Source organism: Streptomyces sp. LUP30 (assembly GCF_001746365.1).
In the GTDB taxonomy this organism is placed as follows: Bacteria; Actinomycetota; Actinomycetes; order Streptomycetales; family Streptomycetaceae; genus Streptomyces.
Map to the genome: position 1 here is coordinate 130,120 of NZ_MJAJ01000004.1, position 23,789 is coordinate 153,908.

17 protein-coding genes and 1 pseudogene are annotated in these 23,789 nt (G+C 69.7%); 9 read left to right on the forward strand and 9 right to left on the reverse strand.

The features are described 5' to 3' along the window. Nucleotides 1-16: 16 nt before the first annotated feature. From BG482_RS05670 to BG482_RS46050, 5 genes and pseudogenes are all read left to right on the forward strand, one after another. The gene (locus tag BG482_RS05670; RefSeq protein WP_107450390.1) at nucleotides 17-1,294 is read left to right on the forward strand and encodes an ROK family protein; all 1,278 of its coding nucleotides are present in this window, start codon (nucleotides 17-19) and stop codon (nucleotides 1,292-1,294) included. 459 nt (nucleotides 1,295-1,753) lie between these two features. Then, nucleotides 1,754-4,501 (forward strand): pyruvate, phosphate dikinase, encoded by a 2,748-nt coding sequence (ppdK, locus tag BG482_RS05675; protein WP_069767741.1) that lies wholly within the window; start codon nucleotides 1,754-1,756, stop codon nucleotides 4,499-4,501. An 842-nt stretch (nucleotides 4,502-5,343) separates the two neighbouring features. Next, the gene (locus BG482_RS40595) at nucleotides 5,344-6,015 is read left to right on the forward strand and encodes an ABC transporter ATP-binding protein (protein WP_079141611.1); all 672 of its coding nucleotides are present in this window, start codon (nucleotides 5,344-5,346) and stop codon (nucleotides 6,013-6,015) included. A 260-nt stretch (nucleotides 6,016-6,275) separates the two neighbouring features. Then, nucleotides 6,276-6,938 (forward strand): annotated as a pseudogene (locus BG482_RS46045) (FtsX-like permease family protein); the annotation flags it as partial. 87 nt (nucleotides 6,939-7,025) lie between these two features. Further along, nucleotides 7,026-8,306, forward strand: a complete 1,281-nt coding sequence (locus tag BG482_RS46050) for an ABC transporter permease (RefSeq protein WP_370745754.1) — start codon at nucleotides 7,026-7,028, stop codon at nucleotides 8,304-8,306. A 115-nt stretch (nucleotides 8,307-8,421) separates the two neighbouring features. Here BG482_RS46050 and BG482_RS05685 read toward each other — a convergent pair whose 3' ends face one another. Further along, nucleotides 8,422-8,886, reverse strand: coding sequence for a hypothetical protein (locus tag BG482_RS05685; protein WP_069767743.1), 465 nt, complete (start codon nucleotides 8,884-8,886; stop codon nucleotides 8,422-8,424). A gap of 203 nt (nucleotides 8,887-9,089) precedes the next feature. On the opposite strand from BG482_RS05685, the gene BG482_RS05690 reads away from it, so the two are divergent. After that, nucleotides 9,090-10,028 carry an oxidoreductase gene (locus tag BG482_RS05690; RefSeq protein ID WP_069767744.1) on the forward strand — a complete coding sequence of 313 codons (939 nt, stop codon included), beginning with the start codon at nucleotides 9,090-9,092 and terminating at the stop codon, nucleotides 10,026-10,028. A gap of 46 nt (nucleotides 10,029-10,074) precedes the next feature. On the opposite strand, the gene nirD is transcribed toward BG482_RS05690, so the two are convergent. The 6 genes from nirD to BG482_RS05720 all read right to left on the reverse strand — a co-directional run bounded on the left by nirD (nucleotide 10,075) and on the right by BG482_RS05720 (nucleotide 16,551). Continuing rightward, nucleotides 10,075-10,434, reverse strand: coding sequence for a nitrite reductase small subunit NirD (gene nirD, locus BG482_RS05695; RefSeq protein ID WP_069767745.1), 360 nt, complete (start codon nucleotides 10,432-10,434; stop codon nucleotides 10,075-10,077). Beyond that, complete coding sequence (gene nirB, locus BG482_RS05700; RefSeq protein WP_069767746.1) at nucleotides 10,431-13,034, reverse strand: nitrite reductase large subunit NirB; 2,604 nt, start codon at nucleotides 13,032-13,034, stop codon at nucleotides 10,431-10,433. Before nirB ends, nirD begins: the two co-directional genes overlap by 4 nt. Further along, complete coding sequence (locus tag BG482_RS05705) at nucleotides 13,034-14,248, reverse strand: NAD(P)/FAD-dependent oxidoreductase (protein WP_069767747.1); 1,215 nt, start codon at nucleotides 14,246-14,248, stop codon at nucleotides 13,034-13,036. The genes nirB and BG482_RS05705 overlap by 1 nt, the downstream gene beginning before the upstream one ends. Nucleotides 14,249-14,470: 222 nt before the next feature. Continuing rightward, nucleotides 14,471-15,094, reverse strand: a complete 624-nt coding sequence (locus BG482_RS05710; protein ID WP_069767748.1) for a class F sortase — start codon at nucleotides 15,092-15,094, stop codon at nucleotides 14,471-14,473. A 149-nt stretch (nucleotides 15,095-15,243) separates the two neighbouring features. Further along, complete coding sequence (locus BG482_RS05715; RefSeq protein ID WP_256096270.1) at nucleotides 15,244-15,906, reverse strand: hypothetical protein; 663 nt, start codon at nucleotides 15,904-15,906, stop codon at nucleotides 15,244-15,246. Between the two features lie 213 nt (nucleotides 15,907-16,119). Next, a complete protein-coding gene (locus BG482_RS05720; protein ID WP_069767749.1) occupies nucleotides 16,120-16,551 on the reverse strand; it encodes a gamma-glutamylcyclotransferase family protein in 432 nt (143 codons plus the stop codon). 178 nt (nucleotides 16,552-16,729) lie between these two features. Here BG482_RS05720 and BG482_RS05725 point away from each other — a divergent pair, with 178 nt between their 5' ends. Continuing rightward, nucleotides 16,730-18,376, forward strand: a complete 1,647-nt coding sequence (locus tag BG482_RS05725) for a M4 family metallopeptidase (RefSeq protein WP_069767750.1) — start codon at nucleotides 16,730-16,732, stop codon at nucleotides 18,374-18,376. 97 nt (nucleotides 18,377-18,473) lie between these two features. On the opposite strand, the gene BG482_RS05730 is transcribed toward BG482_RS05725, so the two are convergent. Then, nucleotides 18,474-19,922: an NnrS family protein gene (locus tag BG482_RS05730; protein WP_141746544.1), complete on the reverse strand. Its 1,449-nt coding sequence runs from the start codon at nucleotides 19,920-19,922 to the stop codon at nucleotides 18,474-18,476. Between the two features lie 491 nt (nucleotides 19,923-20,413). Here BG482_RS05730 and BG482_RS05735 point away from each other — a divergent pair, with 491 nt between their 5' ends. Next, entirely contained in the window at nucleotides 20,414-21,118 is a 705-nt protein-coding gene (locus BG482_RS05735; RefSeq protein WP_069767752.1) for a DUF6215 domain-containing protein, read from the forward strand. 92 nt (nucleotides 21,119-21,210) lie between these two features. Here BG482_RS05735 and BG482_RS05740 read toward each other — a convergent pair whose 3' ends face one another. Then, nucleotides 21,211-22,842, reverse strand: a complete 1,632-nt coding sequence (locus BG482_RS05740; protein ID WP_079141629.1) for an MFS transporter — start codon at nucleotides 22,840-22,842, stop codon at nucleotides 21,211-21,213. A gap of 210 nt (nucleotides 22,843-23,052) precedes the next feature. Between BG482_RS05740 and BG482_RS05745 the strand changes: the two genes are divergently transcribed. Further along, complete coding sequence (locus BG482_RS05745; RefSeq protein ID WP_069767753.1) at nucleotides 23,053-23,787, forward strand: TetR/AcrR family transcriptional regulator; 735 nt, start codon at nucleotides 23,053-23,055, stop codon at nucleotides 23,785-23,787. Nucleotides 23,788-23,789: the final 2 nt, after the last annotated feature.

Below are 23,789 nucleotides of genomic sequence, written 5' to 3' on the forward strand. Positions count from 1 at the left end.
ACACAAGGGGGTGCGCATGACGGGGCGAGGTCAGGCCAGCGCCGGTGATCTGCTCGAACTGGTGCGCAAGGGTCGCGCGACGACCCGTGGCGCCCTTCAGGAGGCCACGGGTCTCTCCCGGGCGACCGTGGGCCAACGCCTGGACCGCCTCTTTCGGGCGGGCTGGCTGCGCGAGGGCGCGGGCGGGCCGGTCGACTCGCCGCTGGGCGGCCGCCCCTCGATCACCCTGGAGTTCGACGACGCCCACGCGGTCGTTCTGGCGGCGGACCTGGACACGCGGCACGCCCGCGCGGCCGTGCTGACCCTGACCGGCGAGATCCTGGCCGAACACGGCGGCACGCTGGCCGTCGAGGACGGCCCGGACGTCGTCCTCGGCGAACTGGGCCGCTGGTTCGCCGAGCTCCTGGTGAAGGCGGGCCACCGGGCGGACGAGGTCTGCGGCATCGGACTCGCCGTCCCCGGACCGGTCGACCGCGAGACGGGTCGGGTCGTCCAGCCGCCGATCATGCCCGGCTGGGACGGCTACGACATAAGAGGACGCCTCGCCCGGGCCTTCAGGGAACGCGCCGCCCAGAGCGAGAGCGAGAGCGCGGGTGCCGGTACGCCTCCCGTCGCCGGCTCGGGGGCAGCAGGGGCAGGGGCGGGGGCGGTTCCGGCGGAGGTCCCCGTCCTGGTGGACAACGACGCGAACCTCATGGCATACGGCGAACAGCGCACCGGCTACCCCGACTGCTCCGCGTTCGTGCTGGTCAAGGTGTCCACCGGCATCGGCGCCGGGGTGGTGGTCGACGGCTCGATCTTCCGGGGCGTCGACGGCGGGGCGGGCGACATCGGGCACATCCGGGTGGGCGCGGACGCACTGTGCCGCTGCGGTTCGCACGGCTGCCTGGCGGCCGTCGCCAGCGGCGGGGCCGTGGCGCGCAGACTGGCGGAGTCGGGGATACGGGCGGCGTCCGGCTCGGACGTGCGCGACCTGCTCGCCGCCGGGCACCCCGAGGCGGCAGCGCTGGCCCGGGAGGCGGGGCGCAGGGTCGGCGACGTCCTGGCGACGGTCGTCACGCTGCTCAACCCCGGGGTTCTGATGATCGCCGGAGATCTGGCCGGAACCGCCTTCCTCACGGGGGTGCGCGAGCTGCTCTACCAGCGGGCGCTGCCCCGCTCCACGGCCCACCTCGACGTCGTGACCTCCCGACTGGGGGAGCGGGCGGGCCTGGTGGGAGCGGGTGCGCTGGTCGTGGAGCACCTGTACGCGCCGGAGCGCGCCGAGGAGCGGTTGCTGGCGCTCGGGGTGTGAGGGACGCTCGGGTGAGGACGCTCGTGCGGACACGCGTGTGACAGGCGGGTTTCTGTTGCTCGAGTGCGTCCGCGGGCGCGTCCGCATGGTGAACTCGGGCCGCGTGCGGGAGCGTGATTCTCGCCACCCCTGAGGGGGAGAGTGCTCAGATGAGCGAATCAACCACGGCTGCACTTCTCCAAGGGGTGGCACTCAGTGCCACACCTTGATCGTTCATCGATCGAAATCAACCGTGCCACGTATCGCTCATACGAGCGAGAATGAGGTTCGTGGAACACGCTTGCGTTCAACAAGTGAAAACATCCACGGCCCTGCGCTTGCCAAGCCTTGACTTTCGATCTGCTGGCTGACGGTGGGTTACGGGCGTATGACGCGCAAGTGGACGTACCCAGGAGCCTTCGATCTGGGTATGTTCCTGGCCGTCAGGGCAGCCACCGCGTCCTCGAGGAGTCGAGACCCGTGTCGGAAAACAAAGATCTTCATGGAGCCGAGCCGGCCGCGAGCGTTGAGGGCGTGAAGTTCGTCTACGACTTCACCGAGGGCAACAAGGACCTCAAGGACCTCCTCGGCGGCAAGGGCGCGAACCTCGCCGAGATGACCAACCTGGGACTCCCGGTCCCTCCCGGCTTCACGATCACCACCGAAGCCTGCAAGGTCTACCTCGACAGCGGCGAGGAGCCGGCGGCACTGCGTGACGAGGTGAGTGCGCACCTCGTCGCCCTGGAAGAGCAGATGGGCAAGAAGCTCGGCCAGCCGGACAACCCCCTGCTCGTGTCCGTCCGCTCCGGCGCGAAGTTCTCCATGCCGGGCATGATGGACACCGTCCTCAACATCGGCCTCTCCGACAAGTCGGTCCAGGGCCTGGCCGAGCAGGCCGGCGACGCCCGCTTCGCATGGGACTCCTACCGCCGTCTGATCCAGATGTTCGGCAAGACCGTCCTCGGCGTCGACGGCGAGCTCTTCGAGGACGCGCTGGAGTCGGCCAAGGCCGCCAAGAAGGTCTCCGTCGACACCGAACTGGAGGCGGCGGACCTGAAGAAGCTGGTCACCCGCTTCAAGAAGATCGTCAAGACCGAGGCCGGCCGCGACTTCCCGCAGGACCCGCGCGAGCAGATGGACCTCGCCATCAAGGCCGTCTTCGACTCCTGGAACGGCGACCGCGCGAAGCTCTACCGCCGCCAGGAGCGCATCCCCGGCGACCTCGGCACCGCCGTCAACGTCTGCTCGATGGTCTTCGGCAACCTCGGCCCCGACTCGGGCACCGGCGTCGCCTTCACCCGCGACCCCGCCTCCGGCCACCAGGGCGTCTACGGCGACTACCTGCAGAACGCCCAGGGCGAGGACGTCGTCGCGGGCATCCGCAACACGGTCCCGCTGGCGGAGCTCGAGCAGATCGACAAGAAGTCCTACGACCAGCTGATGCAGATCATGGAGACGCTGGAGAACCACTACAAGGACCTCTGCGACATCGAGTTCACCATCGAGCGCGGACAGCTGTGGATGCTCCAGACCCGCGTCGGCAAGCGCACCGCGGGAGCGGCCTTCCGCATCGCCACGCAACTCGTCGACCAGGGCCTGATCGACGAGACGGAGGCGCTGCAGCGCGTCACCGGAGCCCAGCTCGCCCAGCTGATGTTCCCCCGCTTCGACGAGGACGCGAAGGTCGAGAAGGTCGGCCGGGGCATCGCGGCCTCGCCCGGCGCGGCCGTCGGCAAGGCGGTCTTCGACTCCTACACCGCCGTCAAGTGGTCCCGCTCGGGCGAGAAGGTCATCCTCGTCCGCCGCGAGACCAACCCCGACGACCTCGACGGCATGATCGCCGCCGAGGGCATCCTGACCAGCCGCGGCGGCAAGACCTCCCACGCCGCAGTGGTCGCCCGCGGCATGGGCAAGACCTGCGTCTGCGGCGCGGAGGAACTCGAGGTCGACACCAAGCGCCGACGCATGACGGTCCCCGGCGGCCACGTGGTGGAGGAGGGCGACGTCATCTCCATCGACGGCTCCTCCGGCAAGGTCTACCTGGGCGAGGTACCCGTCGTGCCCTCCCCGGTCGTCGAGTACTTCGAGGGCCGCATGCACGCGGGCGCCGACGACGCCGACGAGCTCGTCGAAGCCGTCCACCGCATCATGGCCTTCGCCGACCGCAAGCGCCGCCTGCGCGTCCGCGCCAACGCCGACAACGCCGAGGACGCGCTGCGCGCCCGCCGCTTCGGCGCCCAGGGCATCGGCCTGTGCCGCACCGAGCACATGTTCCTCGGCGACCGCCGCGAGCAGGTGGAACGCCTGATCCTGGCGGACACGCAGGAGGAGCGCGAGGAGTCGCTCAAGCAGCTGCTCCCGCTGCAGAAGAAGGACTTCGTCGAACTCTTCGAGGCCATGGACGGCCTCCCGGTGACGGTCCGTCTCCTGGACCCCCCACTGCACGAGTTCCTGCCCGACATCACCGAGCTGTCGGTGCGCGTGGCACTGGCGGAGTCCCGCCAGGAGTCCCACGAGAACGACCTGCGCCTGCTGCAGGCCGTGCACCGCCTGCACGAGCAGAACCCCATGCTGGGCCTGCGCGGCGTGCGCCTCGGGCTGGTCATCCCCGGCCTGTTCACCATGCAGGTCCGCGCCATCGCCGAGGCGGCGGCGGAGCGCCGGAACGCCAAGGGCGACCCGCGCGCCGAGATCATGATCCCGCTGGTCGGCACCGTGCAGGAGCTGGAGATCGTCCGCGAGGAGGCCGACCAGGTCATCGCGGAGGTCGAGGCGGCCACCGGCGTCGAGCTGAAGCTCGCCATCGGCACGATGATCGAACTCCCGCGGGCGGCCCTCACCGCCGGCCAGATCGCCGAGGCGGCGGAGTTCTTCTCCTTCGGCACGAACGACCTGACCCAGACGGTGTGGGGCTTCAGCCGGGACGACGTCGAGGCCTCCTTCTTCACCGCGTACCTGGAGAAGGGCATCTTCGGCGTCAGCCCCTTCGAGACCATCGACAGGGACGGCGTCGGCTCCCTGGTCAAGTCCGCGGCGGAGGCGGGCCGCCGCACCCGCCCCGACCTGAAGCTCGGCGTGTGCGGCGAACACGGCGGCGACCCGGAGTCGGTGCACTTCTTCCACGAGGTGGGCCTGGACTACGTCTCCTGCTCCCCGTTCCGCATCCCGGTCGCCCGCCTGGAGGCAGGCCGGGCGGCGACGCAGTCGACGGGCAGCGACCACCGCTGAGCCCCGCCCCCGCGGCCCCCGACCGCAACTGAACCCCGGAGCCACCGCCGGTCCCCGACCCTCACCGATCGGCAACGGCCCCGGCCCACGAGAAGACGGCACCCTGTGCGGGGGTGCCGTCTTCTGGCGTTCGGGGATGAGGGCTGGGGCTGGGGGTCAGTGGGCCGTGGCCTGTGGCTGGGGCCGACGGGAGGCGGGTGATGGCTGGTGAGTGGCTGGCCGGAAGTCGATCACCTGATGTGGTGGTGAATGCAGGAGTGAAGGTTTCAGCATGCGATCGTGCAGCTACTTTCTGTGACAGGCGGTCGCCGTTGGTGCTGCCGGTCGAGCAGAGAGGTCAAAGCATGAAGAGGGTTGTCGCTGGTGCGCTGGCGGTTGGACTGCTACTTGCAGGTATGGGCAGCGCGGTCGCGGACTCATGGCGTCCCATCAAAGCCACGACGACCACGGGCGCTGCCTTCGAGGGTGCTGAGTACCGATTCAACCCGCCGCAGCGGGACCGTGGTTCGTTCGAGTGGAGAGGAAATCTGCGGGACGACGACTTCGGAGACGGACACAACGTCTACCTGCAGGTCCGAGTCGAAGGCTACGGCTGGGTCCGCTACGACGGGAGGCAGCGGAAGAGCGTACGGCTGCATCACTCGAACCGAGCTGGAGCCCAGCGCCATACCGACCACGCGGAAATCAGGGTCTGCCGGAACCGAGGGTCACTGCATCCCGATAACTGTTCTCCGGTCCGGAAATTCTCGGCTTCGTAGTGGAAGCTGTCTGAACTCCTCAGCCCAGATGCCTGCATCTGGGCTCCCACTCGTTACAGGTGGTTCAACATCAACACATCGGAAGTGCTGTCCGCAAAGGCTGTCGACCTCTTCTATGGTGATACGCCTGCGGTGAAGAAAGCCAGCATCAGTCTACGTCGCGGTGAGGTGGCAGCCATTACCGGTCAAAGTGGCTCCGGTAAATCCTCGCTGTTGTACTGCTTGGCCGGAGTCCTGCCTGTGGCGCGAGGCGAGATTCGCTTTGAAGGGCGAACCCTTGGTGAGCTCGACGACGAGGAACTCAGCTCACTGCGTCGCGAACGGTTCGGCTTCGTGTTCCAGTACGGCGAACTTCTTCCTGAACTCACCGTCGAAGAGAATGCAGCTTTGCCGCTGCGTCTGGCCGGGCAACGGAAGAAGGAGGCTTTGACCGTCGCGGGCGAAGTGTTGGGTCGGTTGGGTCTCGCTGAACTGCGTCATAGGCGTCCCGCCCAGGTTTCTGGTGGACAGAGTCAACGCGTCGCGGTCGCCCGAGCATTGGTGCACCGACCGGCAGTGGTGTTCGCAGACGAACCGACGGGCTCACTGGACAGTGCGAACGCCACAGCGGTTTTGGAGGAATTCCTTTCCCTGGCAAGATCTCAGGGAACAGCAGTGGTGCTCGTCACGCATGACCCCCAGGTGGCTTCCCGGGCCGATAGCCGCTATTCGATGTGTGACGGCGTTCTCTCTGCTTTGACACTGGAGGAGGCGTGAGGGAGCTCCTGCTAGGTATTCGGTTGTTGTTCGGCAGTGGTCGAGGCAATCGAGTGCGATTTCTCCTTATGGCTGGCGGGAGCGCTATTGGGGTCTGTTGCCTGGCTATGGTGCTCGCTATTCCCGCAATCCTGGCCGCGCAAGACGGAAGGAAGGCGGCACGGGCATCCGACTGCCACCTCGATGATCGTCGCTTCTGCATCGGAGCCAAAGAAGCCCCACTTGAGCTGCAGCTGACGGACCCCTATGGGTCTCGGCCCATGACTCGAGTTTTCCACGCGCCGGGACCAAAGGAGATTGCTCCTCCGCCAGGCCTGAACGAGCTTCCCTCACCTGGACAGTTTTTCGTCTCTCCAGAACTGCACAGGGCGTTGATCCGAGAGCCGGGTCTCGGGCAACTGCTGCCTGGGCGTGAGCGAGGCATCATCGGCCCCCAAGGGCTGGCTCACCCTGATGAATTGTACGCTTACGTCGGCGTTAGGCGGGATCAATTGAAGGGTGGAAATCCCGTCACGTCCTTCGGTAGGCCGTACACCGACGATGAGACGGTGGAGCCATCAACTCTCGGCATCGTACGGTTCACGCTTTCAGGGGTCGTATTGCTCCCCCTGGTTGTATATCTGTCTGTTTGCTCGCGCCTGTCGGCTGCGGCGCGCGTCCGCCGACTCGCCGCACTGCGGTTGGTCGGTTTGAGCAGAAAGGGGGTGCGGCGAGTCAACGCAGCTGAAACAGTCGCCGCGGCAGTTCTGGGAGCCATTATCGGCTTGTGTATTTATGCGCTGGCCAACGAGCTAGTCTCGCGGATTGGTCTCCCTGGGTTCCGGTGGTACCCAGCAGATGGTGCATTGTCCTTGTCCACGCTTCTCATCTGTTTGATCGGCTGTCCAACGCTCGCGTGGTTCGCAGGGGCGGCGGGAGCCAGGAAAGCCGCTTCGAACCCGCTGGCCGTGAGGCGGACCGCAGTTGAGAAGCCGCTGGGCAAGTGGAGGCTATTGCCTCTGCTACCAGGCTTGGGAATCATTTCGGGCTACTGCGTTGCGGGGGCCACAGGACACGAGCCCAAAAGCACTTCGCTGTCGTCCATTTTGATGCCACTCGCGATCGTCCTAGTAGGCATCGGCCTCGTCCTGTCGCTACCGATCATCTCGCGGAGTCTGGCCCGCTCGGTGGCGCACGGAAGTGGCTCCCTTCCCTTGAGCCTGGCCATGCGGCGTAACGAAGTCGAACCGGGCGGTGCCCTGCGTGTCGCGACGGGGCTCGTGCTGCTCGTCTACGCTGCCTCACTTGCGCAAGGGGTACTCATCGAGCTCAACCAAGTGTCCAACCGCAACTCACCCGTTCAGTCATACACCTTGCCGCTGCATGAAGTTTCCGATGAGAAGCGGAAGGCCTTCGAGCGCGTTTCCGGTGTAGAAGGTCACTTCATCAAGATGGACTCCTGGTGGGATCACGGCAGTGAAGGATGGCCCAAAATCCTTCACGCGGTGATCGCCGACTGTGATCAGCTGCGCAAAATGGTGCCCACTGCCACCGGATGTCAAGAACAACGCTTGAGTCGTCTTGTGAGCGACGACCAGATCTATGACCAATCCAGTCGACCTGGAGCAGTGTTTCCTTTCCTGCTGCAGGCGAAGGGTGAGAAACGGTTCTTTCGAGTTCGGGTACCTGAGCGAGCGCTCAAATATCCAGATAAAACGGGAGAGGCTCTTGTCGACAGTGGAGACGTGCTCATTCCGCCCTCGATGATCCCCAAAGGTTTTCGGCCTGCCTCTGCCACCCTCGTGCTTCTCAGCAGTTCGGCACCCGATGCCGTGCGCTCGGTCCTCGACGGCATTGGAGGCGTGGACCCCACTGTTGAAGTCGAGACGCCTGGGGTAGTGGTAACCGCCCTCCAGCAGATCACTGTCGTCAAAACGATTCTCGGAATGGGCATGGTGCTCGGCCTCATCATCGGAGTAGCTGCTTACCTGGTGGCTGCCACGGATCGTGCTGTCGAACGCCGTCCGCAGGTAACCGCCCTTTCTCTGCTCGGTGCTCGCCCTCGTACGTTGCGGACCGTCCAGGTGGTGCAAGTCGTGTTGCCGCTAGCGGTCGGTTTGACGTTGGCAGTGGCTCTGGGGAAGGCGTCCGAGTCCAGCTATCTGGTCACCGGCGGGGGCGAGATCTTCTGGGACGGCGCAGGGGTGCCGTTGCTCTTGGCCAGCACGCTGGGGGTTGTCGTCGTCGCTGCTCTTGGTTCTCTGCCGTTGATCGGGCGGCGGATCGACCCCGAACTGATCCGTCGGGACTGAGTGGGGCCGGAGTTGATCCGTCGGGACTGAGCGGGACCGGCGGATGTGGGGCTGGGGCGGCACCCTGGGGGCGGGGTGCCGCCCCGTTCGATGGGCGGGGCGGAGGGCCGGTCGGCTACCAACCTTCCGCTCCCTCTGCCAGGCGGCGGTGCCACCAGGGGCCCGAGCGGGCGCGGGGGTCGGGCAGGGTGCGGAGGAGGTAGGTGCGGTCCAGCAGGCGCAGCGCGCGGCTCAGTTCCGTCCGTGCTCCGGGCGGGGCGAGGAGGCGCAGGGCTTCGTTCAAGATGTCCCGTGCGTGTCGGACGTCGTCCAGGCCGCAGCCGGGGCAGGCGGGGCATATGGACGTGCGGGGGTAGAGGATGCCGCGTCCGGGGGTCGTCACGAACGTGCGGTAGCGGTGCAGTGCGCTTCGCGTGGTGCCCGGCAGGAGAAGGGGGCCGTCGTCCTCGTCCTCCAGGCGGTGGACGGCGAGGCTGGTGCGGGCGGAGAGGCCGGGGATGCGGGCCGGTGGAGGGACCGTGCGGGGGCGGGCGGCCGGGAGCCGGCGGGCGCGCAGGGCGCCGGGGCGCTTACGCGGCATCTGCCTTTCGGCCGGTGTCGGTGACCGCAGTGGCTGATGTGGTGCGGGGCTTCATTTCGTCATCATCGCATTGCATCGTTCGCAGGCAGGGCAGGGCAGGGCAGGGCGTGCGACGGGAGAAGGGGGAGGCGTGAGCGCCGTAGGCTGCGGAGACAGTGGTGGAAGTGGAGCAAGCCGCCGGGGGCGGCGGGAGGAGTGCGGGCATGGCCGGGTGGAGTGTGCGCGACATCCCTGACCAGAGCGGTCGTACCGCGGTGGTCACTGGGGCCAACAGCGGGCTCGGGTACGTCACCTCACGGGAGCTCGCCCGCAAGGGTGCGCGGGTCGTGCTCGCCTGCCGCAGCGAGGCCCGGGGGGCGGAAGCCGTGCGGCGGCTGCGTGATGAAGTTCCGGGCGCGCAAGTGGAGTTGGGGCTGCTCGACCTCGGGGCTCTCGCCTCCGTGAGGGAGTTCGCGGGCTCGCTGCCGTTCGAGCGGCTCGACCTGCTCGTCAACAACGCCGGGGTGATGGCGATGCCGTACGGCGTCACGGCCGACGGGTTCGAGACGCAGTTCGGGGTGAACCACCTCGGGCACTTCGCCCTCACCGGGCTGTTGCTGCCCGCACTGCTCGAGGCCGCGGAGCGCCCGGCGGGGGCGCGGGTCGTGACCGTCTCCAGCATGGCCCACCTGCTCGCCAACATCGACCCGGGGGATCTCAACTCAGAGCGGGGCTACCGGCGTTGGATCGCCTACGGTCGGTCCAAGACCGCCAACCTGCTCTTCACGCACGAGTTGGCGCGCAGACTCGAGGTGGCCGGTGCGGGCGTCGTCGCGGCGGCCGCGCACCCGGGGTACGCGGCGACCAACCTCCAGACGGCCGGGCCGCGAGCGGAGGGGCGTCGTACGGCCGAGCGGCTGATGGCGCTCGGCAACCGGGTGATCGCCCAGCCCGCCGGGGCCGGCGCGCTGCCCGCCCTCCACGCCGCGACCGCGCCCGGCGTGCGCCCGGACTCGTTCACCGGGCCGTCCCTCGCGATGTGGCGCGGGGCGCCCGCGCCGTCGTGGCGGGCGCCCTGGACCCTCGACGACCGGGCGGGGCGTCTGCTGTGGGCCGCCTCCGAGCAGCTCACCGGTGTGTCCTTCGAGGCCCTCGGCGACTGAGCGGCCGGGATGCCGGCGGGGAACCCCCGGCCGGCGGTCGGACCGGTCAGGCGGTGCGTACCCCGTAGGTGGCGATGCGTACCGTCTCGTCGTCCAGGCACTGCCCGCTGACCAGGTCGAAACGCTGCTTGAGGAGCGGGGAGGCGACGAACGGGCGGCCCTGGTGCGTGCCGGTCAGGCCTCGGGAGAGGACCGCCGCGCCGCAGAACGGGTCACGGTTGTCGACGGCGTACAGGGTGCCGGAGCGGTCGCGGAACAGGGCGACCTGGCGGCCGTCGGGCAGCAGCGCGGCCACGCCGCGGCCGGGGACGAGCCGGCTCAGGTCGCAGACCGTGAACCAGTCCGGTCCGCCCTCCTCCAGCTGGAGTTGGACCTTCAGATCAGTGGTCTCGGGTGCCAGGGTCATCGCTGGGCGCTCCCTTCCAGGGGACGGTGGCCGATGGTCAGCAGCGGCAGGTCGGGCTTGATCTGCTCGCGCTCGGGGACGAAGCCGACGACGGGGTCGGGGGTGTCCGGGGCGTTGACGAAGGACACGAACCGGGCCAGCTTCTCGGGGTCGTTGATGGTGGTCGCCCACTCGTCGGCGTAGTGCGCCACGTGGGCCGTCATCAGGGACTCCAGCTCCTCGCAGATGCCGAGGGAGTCCTCCACGACCACGTCGCGGACGTGGTCCAGGCCGCCCGGGATGCGCTCCAGCCAGGTCGACGTGCGCTCCAGGCGGTCGGCGGTGCGGATGTAGAACATCAGGAAGCGGTCGATCAGGCGGATCAGTGCGGCGTCGGTGAGGTCCTGGGCGAGGAGGTCCGCATGGCGCGGGGTCGCGCCGCCGTTGCCGCCGACGTAGAGGTTCCAGCCGTTGGAGGTGGCGATGACGCCGAAGTCCTTCGACTGGGCCTCGGCGCACTCGCGGGCGCAGCCGGAGACGGCGGACTTGAGCTTGTGCGGGGAGCGCAGGCCCCGGTAGCGCAGCTCCAGGTCGATCGCCATGCGGACGGAGTCCTGGACGCCGTAGCGGCACCAGGTCTGGCCGACGCAGGACTTCACCGTGCGCAGGGACTTGCCGTAGGCGTGGCCCGACTCGAATCCGGCGTCCACCAACCGGGTCCAGATCAGCGGGAGTTGCTCCACGCGTGCACCGAACATGTCGATGCGCTGACCGCCGGTGATCTTCGTGTAGAGGCCGAAGTCGCGGGCGATCTCACCGATCACGATCAGCCCCTCGGGGGTGATCTCGCCGCCGGGGATGCGCGGGACGACCGAGTAGGAACCGTTCTTCTGGAGGTTGGCGAGGAAGTGGTCGTTGGTCTCCTGCAGCGCGGCCTGCTCGCCGTCCAGGACGTAGCCGCTCGCGCCGATGGTCGGGGCGAGGGACGCGATGATCGAGCCGATCGCGGGCTTGCAGACGTCGCAGCCGTCGCCGCCGCGGGCGCCGTCGCGGCCGTAGCGGTCCAGGAGGTCCTGGTAGGTGTTGATGCGCAGGGCGAGGACGATCTCGTACAGCTCCTCGCGGGTCTGTGAGAAGCAGCCGCACAGGCCCTTGTCCACCTCGACGCCGCTCGCCTCCAGCTCGGCGGTGACCAGCTGGCCGAGGACCTTGACGCAACTGCCGCAGCCGGTGCCGGCCTTGGTGCACTTCTTCACTTCGGGCACGGTCGTGCAGGAGTGCTCGGTGACCGCGCCGCGGATCGTGCCCTTCGACACGTTGTGGCAGGAGCAGACGATCGCCTCGTCCGGCAGTGCGGACGGGCCGAGCTGTACGGAGTCTCCGGCGCCGGCCGGCAGGACCAGCGACTCGGGGGCGACGGGCGGCACGGACCCGGTGAAGGCGCGCAGCGTGCCGTACGCGTCGGCGTCGCCGACCAGGATGCCGCCGAGCAGCGTGCCGTCGCGGCCGATGACGAGCTTCTTGTACAGGCCGGCCCGGGAGTCGGAGTAGACGACGTCGAGGCAGTCCTCGGCGGCGCCGTGCGCGTCGCCGAAGGACGCGACGTCCACGCCGAGCAGCTTCAGCTTGGTGGAGAGGTCGGCGCCGGTGAAGGACAGCTGCTCCGACTCGTCGTCGGCGATGGTGGCGGCGGCCGTCTCGGCCTGCTCGTAGCCGGGGGCGACCAGGCCGTACACCCGGCCGTCGGCGGCCAGGGCGCACTCGCCGATGGCGAACACGTGCGGGTCGGTGACCGTGCGGCACTGCTCGTCGACCGAGATGCCGCCGCGTTCGCCCACGGTCAGGCCGCAGTCGCGGGCGAGCTGGTCGCGGGGGCGGACGCCGGCGCTGAAGACGACCAGGTCGGTGGCGAGTTCGGAGCCGTCGGACAGCTTCATGCCGGTGACCGCGCCGGACTCGTCGACCACGATCTCCTGGGTGCCCACGCCCGTGTGGACGGTCAGGCCCATGTCCTCGATGGTGCGCAGCAGGGCCGCGCCGCCGCCCGCGTCGACCTGGACGGGCATCAGCCGGGGTGCGAACTCCACGATGTGGGAGGTCAGTCCGAGGCCCTTCAGGGCGCCCGCGGCCTCCAGGCCGAGCAGGCCGCCGCCGACCACCGCGCCGGTCGTCGCCGTCGCGGCGTACTCCTCGATGGCCAGCAGGTCGTCGATCGTGCGGTAGACGAAGCAGCCCTCGGCGTCCTTGTTCGGGACCGGCGGGACGAAGGGGAACGAGCCGGTGGCGAGGACGAGGGTGTCGTACGCGAACACCCGGCCGGAGCGGGCGACGACCTTCTTCGCCTCGCGGTCGACCGTCTCGGCAGGGTCGCCCACGTACAGCTCGATGCCGTGCGTCTCGATGAACGCCATGTCGGTCATCGACAGGTCCTCGGCCGTCCTGCCCGAGAAGTACGAGGTCAGCGCCACGCGGTCGTACGCGGGCCGCGGCTCCTCGCACAGCACGACCACGCGGTGCGTGGCGGTCAGGCCGCGCTCGGCGAGCGCCTCGAGGAAGCGCTGGCCGACCATGCCGTGGCCGACGAGCACGATCGTGGGGGTGGCCCCCTCAGTGGCGGTCATCAGGTGCCTCCGTCGTTGGTGAGCAGGTGGAGCAGGGGGCCGCCGTCGGAGGGGAGCGGCTCTGCTCCCTCCCAGGCGCGCGCCAGCGCGCCGACGGTGCCGAGTTCGCCGACGAGGACCCCGCCGACCAGGCGGTCGTCGCGGACGACGACCTTGCGGTAGGTGCCGCGGGTGGCGTCGGCGAGCTGCACGACGTCGTCGCCCGGGCGGGGCTCGGTCTCGCCGAACGCGGCGAGGTCGAAGGCGCTGTTCCCGGCGAGGGTGAGCCGGGTGAGGGCGCGGGTGCCGGTGTAGCGGGAGTCCGGGTCCCCGGCCAGCGACGCGGCCAGCGCGTCGGCCTGTTCCAGCGCCGGGGCGGCGAGACCGTACACGGTCCCGTCGTGCTGCGCGCAGTCGCCGACGGCCCGGATGTGCGGGTCCGACGTGCACAGTCGGTCGTCGACGAGGATGCCCTTGTGGACGGCGATCCCGGCGGCCTTGGCGAGTCCGGCCCGGGGAGAGACCCCGCAGGCCAGCACCACCAGATCGGCGTCGAGGGCGTAGCCGTCGGCCATCTCGACCGACCGGACGGCGCCACCGAGGCAGCGCACGTCGCGCACCCGGCACTCGGTGTGGACCTCGACGCCGAGGTCCTTGAGGTGCCGCAGCACCAGCCGGGAGGCGTTCGGGTCGAGCTGGCGTTCCATGAGGCGCTCGGCCTGCTGGGCGAGGACGACCTGGGCGCCGCGCACCGCGAGCGCGCGGGCCGCGGAGACCCCGAGGAGTCCGCCGCCGATGACGACCGCCCGTACGCCCGGCCGTACCGCCTTCGACAGGCCGAGGCAGTCGTCCATGGTGCGGAAGGCGTGGACGCCCTCCGGCAGGACGTGGTCGGGGGTGAAGAGGCCGCGCAGGGGCGGGAGGACCGGGTTGGAGCCGGTGGCCAGGACGAGCGTGCCGTAGGCGATCTCCGAGCCGTCCGCGCAGGCGAGGACCCGGCGGTCGCGGTCGATGCCGGTGACCTTGGCCCGGACCAGTCCGGCGGGCGCGGGCAGCGCGATCACGTCGGGCGAGTAGCGGCCGGCCAGCACCTCGGCGAGCAGGACCCGGTTGTAGGGCCGGTGCTCCTCGTCGCCGACGAGCAGCGCGGGCACGCCCAGTTCGCCGAGCCGGCGGGCGAGTCGTACGCCCGCGAGGCCGGCGCCGAGCACCACCACACGCGAATTCGAGGTCATGTCCAGGAGCGTGCGTTGCCGAGGTTACCCGGCCGCATCACCGTTGTTTCCCGCGAGGAACGCTGCCCTCAGCGGGGCCCCGGCCCAGGTGTGAGGGTTCCCGCGCCTCGGCGGCTCCCCAGGTGCGTGGCCAGTACATGCGCTGACGCGATCGGCCTGACCGGCCTCGGCGCCGCTTGTTCGACCGTGGGCGGCAGCAGGGGAGGGTGCGGGGAGGAGGCCTCAGCGGCTGCCGGTGAGATGGGCGAACACGACCACGTTCCCCTGATAACCGGTCGACTTCGAATAGCCTCCGCCACAGGTGATCACCCGCAACTCGGGCCTGTCGGCCGCCCCGTACACCTTCGCGTCGGGGAAGTCGCGAGCCCGGTAGACCTCGACGGCGTCCACCGTGAACACGGCGACGCGTCCGTCACGCCGGTCCACCTCGACGGCGCTGCCCTTGCGCAGGGCGCCCAGATCGTAGAAGACGGCGGGGCCGTCGGCGTTGTCCACATGGCCGGCGACGATCGCGGTGCCCGTCTCGCCGGGGGTGGTGCCGGCCTCGTACCAGCCGGCGAGGTTCGTCTTCTCGGCGGGCGGGACGTCGAGGCTGCCGGAGGCGGTGAGGGCGAGGCCCGTCAGGGGGGCGTCCACGTGGATCGAGGGGATGCGGACGCGGTCCGGCGCGGAGGGCGGCAGCGCCGGGGCGGACCGGCCGGGCCGCCCCGGACCGTCGGAGCCGGCCTGGGCCGCGGACGGCTGCGGCGGGGCATGTGTCTCGGCGCCGCTGTGCAGCAGCCATGCGCCGCAGCACAGGGAGGCCGCGGTGACGGCCGCTATGGCGGTGTTGCCGACCCTGCGCATGCGATCCCCCTCTTTGCGGCCGCGTCCCACTGGCTGCGTCGGTCTGTGATGAACGGGGGCCCCGTGCCCCCCTCCGGGCCGCGAGGGGCGTCGGGCCCGGAGGGGGAGGGGCAATGCGGTACCGGCTGACGGACGGCGGAGGGTGTCCGTCAGATCCCGTCGCCTCTCGCCCGGCGATGCAGGAGCCAGGTACCGCCCGCGGCGGCGACGGCGAGAGCCGCCACACCGGCCGCGGTCTGAACGGGGTCGGGGCCCAGAGCGCCGCCGACCCCCGTCTTGACACTTCCGCGCGGAGGCACCGGCTGCCGGTCCGAGGCCAGCACGACCACCAGGTCCCCGGTGATCCGCCGGCCGTCCCCGGCGCACTCCGCGACGATCTCGTACGTGCCCGGCTGCGCGCTCGGCGGCACCCGGAACTGCCCGGCGGACTCGCCCTCGTGCGTGGTGGGCGCGAGCGTGAAGCGACCCGCGCCCACCGCCCCGGCGTCGCCCGCCGCCGACTCGCCGTCCCCGCACACCGCGGTGTCCACCGAGACCTGTCCGCCCGGCACGGCGGTGGCGGGGTACACCTCCAGCTGCCCGCCGGAGGAGGCGGCGCCGACGCCCGCGGCGTGGGCGGGTGCGGCGATCCCGGCCGCCGCGGTGACGGCGAGCGCGGCGCCGGTCAGCGCACGGGCGGTACGACGGACGGCGGTGCGGGCGGCGCGGCGGACCGGACGACGGGCAGTGCGGCGGACCGGACGACGGGCAGTGCGGCGGACCGGACGACGAGTGGTACGGCGGGCGGTGTGCCGGGCGGTACGACGTCGCATCGGTGCTCCTTCGAGCTCTTCGAGAATCCCTGCCCCTCCGAGGTAAGTCGCCGCGCGGTGAGCGCGCTTCCTGATGGTGTGTCAGGAATGGGATGAATGGGTGTCAGATCGCGACGGCCCGGACCTTTGACGGCGTTTGTTTCAGCAGGTCACCGGTGTATCGGCGGCCGAGTGCGGAAAAGTTTCCGCAGGGCGTGTGAACGGGTGAGCCGGTCACCGGCGGGCCAGCCAGTCCCCGCCCTCGATCGGCTTCCCGCGGGCCCGCAGACCGGCGGCGACGGCTGGTGCGGCGATGTACACCCAGGCGGGCACGGGAGCGGAGCCGTCCGTGCGGGCCACCTCGCGGGCGACGCGCTCGTAGAGATTGCGCGGGTCGCCCGGGACGTACTCCTCCAGCCGGTCGAGCTCGGCGAGCAGCCGGGCGTACGCCTGCGGACGGGCCGTCACCAGTTCCCCGGCGACGGTCGCGCCCGCCTCGCCCGGCGTCTCGACCGCGTACGGGTAGCCGGGACCGTCGTAGAGCAGCGCGCCCGCCAGTCGGGCCGGCTCCTCGCGGAGGGTGCGGCCGCGCAGCAGGAGGTCGTGGTTGACCTCGCCGGGGCGGAGCGTGCCGTAGACGAAGAAGGGGAGTTCGGGGGCGATCACGGAAACGATTCTCTCCCCTCACCGGCCCCTCACCGGTCCGTTGCGTATGCGCTATGGACATGACATGTCATGCCCTCTTAAATGCCAGGACGACATCAGCGCCACCTCCACAGGCCGCTCACAGGCCACCCCCACGCGCGCCCCCCACGGCGCCTTCCCGAGGAGACCGAAGACACTGATGAGTCGGATACGGCAGCACGTCCGAGGTTCCCGTCTCGCCACCGCCGGCATCGCCGCCACCACGGCCACGCTCCTGGCCGCCGTGCTCTCCCCGGCCGCCGGCGCGGCCGACAGACCGACCAGGGCGACCGCGCTCGACAACGCCGCGGCGGTCCTCGCCGGTCACGCGGCGGCCCTGGGCCTCACGTCCGTGCAGGGCACGTCCGTGAGTGACGTGATCGTCGACAAGGACGGCGCCCAGCACGTCCGCTACGACCGCACCTACCGGCAACTCCCTGTTCTCGGCGGCGACTTCGTCGTCCATCTGGGTCGTGACGGGGCGTTCCGCGGCGCCGACCGGGCGACGCGGGCGGCGATCTCACTGGCGAGCATCACCCCGAAGGTGTCGGCGCCCAAAGCCGCCGACGTCGCCGTCAACGCCCTGCGCGCGGCCAACCTGGGGGAGACGCTTAAGCAGGTGAAGGCCAAGCCCCAGCTCGTCGTCGACGCCCTGCACGGCGCCCCGAAGCTGGCCTGGCGGACGAACGTCGTCGGCCTGGACTCGCTGGGCAACCCGGTCGCCCGCGCCGTGCTGACCGACGCCCGCACCGGCGCCCAGATCGACGCCTGGGACACGATCGAGACGGCCACCGGCGACGGCAAGTCCCTGTACGGCGGCACGGTCCCGCTGGAGACGACCCTCTCCGGATCGACGTACCAGCTCAAGGACCCCACCCGCGGAAACACGTACACCGGCGACGCGGCCAACAAGACCGACCTGTGCATCTTCGGCATCTGCATCAGCCGCGCCCCCGCGACCCTCTTCACGGACGCGGACAACCACTGGGGCACCGGCGCCTCCGCGGACCGCTCCACGGCGGCGGTCGACGCCCAGTACGGCACCGACGCGACCTGGGACTACTACAAGAACGTCCACGGCCGCAACGGCATAGCCAACGACGGCAAGGGCTCCTACAACCGCGTCCACTACGGCAACAGCTACAACAACGCCTTCTGGGACGACAGTTGCTTCTGCATGACGTACGGCGACGGCGACGGCACCCAGATGGGCCCGCTGGTGGCCCTGGACGTGGCGGGCCACGAGATGTCCCACGGAGTGACCTCGAAGACCGCCAAACTGACCTACTCGGGCGAGTCGGGCGGCCTCAACGAGGCGACGTCCGACATCTTCGGCTCGCTGGTCGAGTTCCACGCGGGCAACACCCAGGACGTCGGTGACTACCTGATCGGCGAGAAGATCGTCCGCTCCGGCTTCGGCAAGGACGCCCTGCGCTACATGGACAAGCCCAGCAGGGACGGCAAGTCCGCTGACAGCTGGAGCAGTTCGGTCGGCAGCCTCGACGTCCACTACTCCTCCGGCGTGGCCAACCACTTCGCCTACCTCCTCGCCGAGGGCAGCGGCGCCAAGACCGTCAACGGCGTCTCCTACAACTCCCCGACGTCCAACGGCTCCACGGTCACCGGCATCGGCCGCGACAAGCTCGGCGCGATCTGGTACCGCGCCCTGACCGTCTACATGACGTCCTCGACGAACTACGCCGGAGCCAGGACCGCCACCCTGAGCGCGGCCAAGGACCTCTACGGCGCGGGCAGCACGGAGTACAACACGGTGGCGGCGGCCTGGAGCGCCGTCAACGTGAACTGACCATCACCCTGCGCGGAGCGCTTGTGCGGCCGCTCCCGGCCCCGGATCCGGGGCCGGGAGCGGCCGCACGGGTTCATCGGACGCCCCCGGCCGGCCGTCAACCGGTGGCCCCCTTCAGCAGTTCTTGGACGGACACCTCCGAATCGACCCAGGCTCCGTTCAGGCCGTACCTGTGCTCCTCGGTTCCAGGATTGAGGCTCCCGTATTCCTCATAGGGAGTACCCTTCTCTTTTCTGAAGAAGTCGTCCGACGAGATGCGGACCAGTGGTTCGGATTCCGGCGACCAGAAGGCGGCCACGTACCTCGGCTTGCGTGTAACGTTGATCAGGTTGTCGTTGTAGCGCACCCTGCCGTGGTAGATCAGGTAGTCCCCGTCGCACTTCCCGGGTGGGCAGTAGTATTTTCCTTCGCTCTTGTCCCAGGATGATTTGGGGTCCGTGAAGTCGTCGTCCACCTTCCCGCGGTCCTGTCTCAGAAATACAAATCGCAGCGTGGCTAGCAGGGTCTTGTACTTCGTGTCCTTGGGTAGCGTGATCACTTTTTCGACCTTGAGCTCCTGTCCTGAGCTCAAGGTCGTGCCCGGCCCTCCGAAGGGACCCGTCGCGACCACTGTGTCCTTGGCCTTTGTCGTGTAGCGTTCGGTGGTCGGGTCGTCCTCCGTCCACTCTTCCAGACCTTTGCCCGAATGCGAGAACTTGGCGGAGTGTCCGAATACGGTGAAGTCGTCCACCACGATATAGGCGGGGATCGCGCCGTCATTCTTGGCGTAAAGCGTGAGCGGGATTTGCACGAAGGCCAGATCGGGGGCGGTCTGCGGCTTTCCGAACTGCGTGTTGAGGATGAAGTGAATGGGAGCTGAAACAGGCTGATAGAGTATGGAATAGCCCAGGCTGACTGCTGTCAGAACGGCCGTGGCGGTCACCCCGGCCGCGAATTTCTTGGGGTGTGGTACCCCTCTCCAGACCCTTTCGCTGACCAGGAGCCAGGAGGCCCACAGCGACCAGACCCACAGCGAAACGAATGCCAGAAGGCCGGATATGAGCTCTCGTTCCTGAAGCCACAGGAAGAGCAGGAGGCTTGTGGTGGCCAGGGTCATGAGCACCGCGAGAAGGACCAGTGCTCCGGACAGCCGGCTCTGCCGGCGCCCCCAGTAGTCGACGACCGCGGGCGCTGCGACGATCTGTACCGCGGCCGCCAGGAGGAACATGACGCCGACCAGTCGCTGTGCGAAGGTGAGTGCCCCCAGGGCGTCCGGCCAGCCGATGACAGTGTGCAGCACCATGGAGGCGAGCAGCCCCAGGAGCATGGGTGCGATGACTCCGTATCGGCGCCAGCGTCTGTCGGGCCACGTGTTGCTGTCGCCGCCGCGCCAGTAGACGCATGACGGGTTCTCCAGGTCCGTGTCGACCGGATAGCCGAGGCGACGGAGCAACTTCCGCAGCTCGCTCAGAGACCAGGCGCTGCCCACCGGGTCGCCGTTGATGGTGACCCTGCGAAGGCCGCGTCTGTCAGGGGGATCGACGACCACCCATGGCCGAATGCTCATGGAGCCACTGTCAGCCGTCCGTCGGCCCTGTGCACGCCGAGCTGCCGCGATCGAGTGAAGCCGGGGCGTCCCGCCGGACCTTGGGCCACAGCGCCTCTGAACGCCGCGATGTCGTCGTGTACGAAGACGCGGCATGCGCTCGTGAGGACGTCGCATGTGCGTGGAGTGCCGCCCGCGCCCGATGGCGGCAGTGGCGTACGGCTCGCCGTCGGGGCCGTAGTCGCCGAGTTGGCAGGTGAGCCGACGCTCTGCGAGTTTCGTGCGTCGTCGGCGAGGGTGCTGTGACCGCCCACGACGTCATCGGGATGCTGCCCGCCCTGTGTGCCTCCGACGCAACCGTGCTGCCGACGGGCACGGTGATGGGGATCGTGGTGAGGAAACGTGCTTCCCCGCGGCCGGGGCACCCGTTACGCTCCCTCCGCGCGCATCCGGCGTGATCAGGGGGCCTCGAGGTGCCGGGAGCACCGGGGGCGATGGGGACAGTGGGGGACATGAGCGAAGAAGTTGCCGCGCCCGAAAAGGGTCCGAACCCGTGGGCTCAGGCGATAGCGGCGCTGGTCGTGGTCGCCGCGCTGGGGGGCGCGCTGTTCGTGCTCCAGAAGAACGATGCCAAGGCCGCCGACAAGCCGGCGGCCTGTTCCGCCGACGACGCGGACGAGAAGGCCGCGGCGGCCGCGAAGGCGGCGCACCGCATCTCCGGGACGCAGCTGTGCACGGCGCTGAACCGGGCGGACCTGCCGACGCTCCTCGGCACGCCGCGAGAGCACGCGCTGACGGCCTACGGCAATGACAGCTCGATCGGCACGGACGGTGGCAAAGAGATCCCGACACCCGGGGCGACCGTCCGACTGGACACCTACACCGTGCAGTTGTCGCGGTCCTACGACGACTCTCCGATCGCCGGAATGGCCGACCTGCTGAGCGAAGCGCAGGCGAAGACGGTCGCGGGCCACCCCGCGGTGCTCTACTCGACCCAGACGATCGCCTTCCGCTTCAACCTCGGCGGCGGCAAGTCGGAGACCGGCCCCGGCGGCATCGCCCGGGCCCTGATCGTCGCCCCGGACGCCAAGGACCGCGGCGGCTCCTACGAACTGGTCATCTGGCGCCAGGACCGTATGCGGCCGGACGACACGGCACTGCTGCGTATCGCGCAGCTCGTCCTGCCCACGGTCCCGGGCTGGACGACGCCCGCCTGACGCGCGCGTCGAAGGCCGGCGCCCCCTGGAGGGTGCCGGCCTTCTGCTGTCCGGACGGTGGCCGTGCCGGTCCCGGGCGACCTGCAGACGCCTCAGGCGACCGGCAGGTCTCGGGCGGCCGGCTCCGGCTTCTCCGCCCGTCCCGAAGTCTCCGAGGCCTCCCGGGACTTCGCGTTCTCCGCGTTCTCCGCGTGCTCCGCGTGCTCCGCGTGCTCCGCGTTCTTCTGAGTCTCCTCCTTCTCCGCCCGGTGCCCGGCGGCGGGCGGACGGGTGCTGCCGTCCCGCATCACCAGCGTCGCCAGGATCGCCGCCGCCAGGACGCCGATCGCGCTGACCGTGAACGTCGTCGTCATCGAGTCGGTGAAGGCCTCTCGGGCAGCCCGGACCAGACCCGCTTCCTGGCCGCCCACCGCCAGCGCCCCGCCGATCGACCGACGAGCCGCCTCGGGGGCGTCGGCCGGCATCTCGGCGGCGAAGCCGCTGGTCAGCAGGGAGCCGAGGATCGCGATGCCGAGGGCGGTGCCGGCCTGCTGGATGGTGTCGTTGAGGGCCGAGCCGACGCCGGCCTTGTCCTCGGGGATGGTGCTCATCAGCGCGCCGACGGCGGCCGGCATGGCCATGCCCGCGCCGACGCCGAGCAGTCCGAGGGCGATCGCCGGGACGGTGAAGCCCGAGTCGGCGTCGACCGTCGTCAGCAGGGCGAAGCCGGAGGCCATCACGAGCATGCCGGCCAGGATCACGAACCGGTTGCCGATCCTCGCGGCCAGCTTCATGCCCGCGCCGTTGCCGATCAGCGCGGCCACGGCGAACGGCAGGAAGGCGAGGCCCGCCTCGACGGGGGAGTAGCCGAGGACGAACTGCAGGTACTGGGTGAGGACCAGCAGCAGACCGCCGTTGCCGATCTGGACCAGGGCCAGCGAGAGCGAACCGCCGCTGAAGTTGCGGTGCTTGAACAGGACCAGCGGGACCATCGGCGAGGAGGTGACGTTCTCCCAGACCACGAAGCCCGCCAGGCCGACGACGGCGGTCAGCAGGGTGACGGTCGAACGGCCGCCCAGCGCGCCGTGCTGCGGGAGCTCGATGATCCACCAGACGAGGGCGGTCATGCCGATCGCGGACAGCACCGCGCCCAGCGGGTCGGGCTTCTGCCACGGCGCCCTGGACTCCGGCATCAGGATCACGGCGGCGATCATCGCCAGGAGGACGACCGGGACGTTGACGAAGAAGACGGAGTGCCAGGAGAAGTGGTCGATCAGCACGCCGCCCAGGACCGGGCTGCCGACCAGGCCCAGCATCGACACCGAGCCCCAGATCGCCATCGCCCTGCCGCGTTCCTCCTCGTCGAAGACGGTGATGAGGATCGAGAGGGTGGACGGCATGATCAGCGCCCCGCCGACGCCCATCGCGGTGCGCACGGCGATCACCTCGCCGGGCTCGGAGCATATCGTCGCGGCCAGTGAGGCCGCGCCGAAGACCGCCAGGCCCAGGAGCATCACCTTCCGGCGGCCGAAGCGGTCGCCGAGGCTTCCGGAGGTCAGCAGCAGGCCGGCGAAGACCAGGATGTAGGAGTCGAGGATCCACTGGGTGTCCTGGGCGTCGGCGCCGAGGTCCTCGGTCATCGCGGGCACGGCCACCGTCAGCGCCATGCTGTCGATCGTCAGCACCAGCGTGCTCAGGCACAGCACGACGAGGATCCACCAGCGGCGTGGATTACGGGTTTCCATGACGTCCTGTCCCTTCGTGGTGCGCACGGTGTTCCCAGTTTGCGCACACTGTTCCGATCGATGCGTACGGTGTTCCGTCCGATGCGCACACTGTACGCACAGGGAACAGTGTGCGCAATGACGGAACTCTGTACGCTGGAAGCGCACGATGTACGCCCGGAGGCCGCCGCCAGGCGCCCGACAGGCCGCCGACCCGCAGGGAGTGGAACCGTGACCGCCAGGACGAAGAACGCCGATCCCGTCCCGTCCGTCTGGACCAGGCAGCGCCGTGAGCCCGATCAGCCCGCGCTCAGCCGGGACGCGATCGTGCGTGAGGCGGTCGTGATGCTGGACGCGGACGGCATCGAGGCCCTGAGCATGCGCAAGCTGGGGGCCCGGCTGAACGCGGGCGCGACCTCCCTCTACCGGCACGTCGCCACCAAGGACGAGTTGATGGAGCTGGCCGTGGACGAGGTCGCCGCCGAGATCCGGGTGCCGGACGCGGGCGCCCCCGACTGGCGGGCGGCCGTCACCGAGGCGGCCACCGCCTTCCGCGCCACGGGCCTGCGCCACCCCTGGCTGTCCTCGGTCCTGGGCCAGGCCGGCCTCGCCTATCTGGGCCCCAACCTCATGTCCTTCTCGGAGCGCCTGGCCGCGCTGTTCACGGCCGCCGGCTTCCCGGAGCCGAGCCGCGCCATCGACACCGTCCTGTCCTACGTCATCGGCATGAGCACCACCGAGGCCGCCTGGCTGACCACCGTCGCCCGCTCGGGCGAGAGCGAGGCCGACTTCATCGCCCGCCTCATGCCGGCCGCGCAGCGGGCCGCGGCCGGACACGAGCATCTCGCCGGCGGCTATGCGGACACCGCCGCGGCGGCGACCGATCCGGCGGCCCTGCGCGACGAGAAGTTCCACTACGGCCTGCGGGTCGTTCTGGACGGCCTGGCCCTACGTCTGCCCGCCTAGGG

Coding starts and splice junctions, on each gene's coding strand:
- BG482_RS05670 (WP_107450390.1), top strand. CDS start 17: ATGACGGGGCGAGGTCAGGCCAGCGCCGGTGATCTGCTCGAACTGGTG.
- BG482_RS05685 (WP_069767743.1), bottom strand. CDS start 8,886: ATGCCGCGTAAGCGCCCCGGCGCCCTGCGCGCCCGCCGGCTCCCGGCC.
- BG482_RS05690 (WP_069767744.1), top strand. CDS start 9,090: ATGGCCGGGTGGAGTGTGCGCGACATCCCTGACCAGAGCGGTCGTACC.
- nirD (WP_069767745.1), bottom strand. CDS start 10,434: ATGACCCTGGCACCCGAGACCACTGATCTGAAGGTCCAACTCCAGCTG.
- nirB (WP_069767746.1), bottom strand. CDS start 13,034: ATGACCGCCACTGAGGGGGCCACCCCCACGATCGTGCTCGTCGGCCAC.
- BG482_RS05705 (WP_069767747.1), bottom strand. CDS start 14,248: ATGACCTCGAATTCGCGTGTGGTGGTGCTCGGCGCCGGCCTCGCGGGC.
- BG482_RS05710 (WP_069767748.1), bottom strand. CDS start 15,094: ATGCGCAGGGTCGGCAACACCGCCATAGCGGCCGTCACCGCGGCCTCC.
- BG482_RS05715 (WP_256096270.1), bottom strand. CDS start 15,906: ATGCGACGTCGTACCGCCCGGCACACCGCCCGCCGTACCACTCGTCGT.
- BG482_RS05725 (WP_069767750.1), top strand. CDS start 16,730: ATGAGTCGGATACGGCAGCACGTCCGAGGTTCCCGTCTCGCCACCGCC.
- BG482_RS05730 (WP_141746544.1), bottom strand. CDS start 19,922: ATGAGCATTCGGCCATGGGTGGTCGTCGATCCCCCTGACAGACGCGGC.
- BG482_RS05735 (WP_069767752.1), top strand. CDS start 20,414: ATGAGCGAAGAAGTTGCCGCGCCCGAAAAGGGTCCGAACCCGTGGGCT.
- BG482_RS05740 (WP_079141629.1), bottom strand. CDS start 22,842: ATGGAAACCCGTAATCCACGCCGCTGGTGGATCCTCGTCGTGCTGTGC.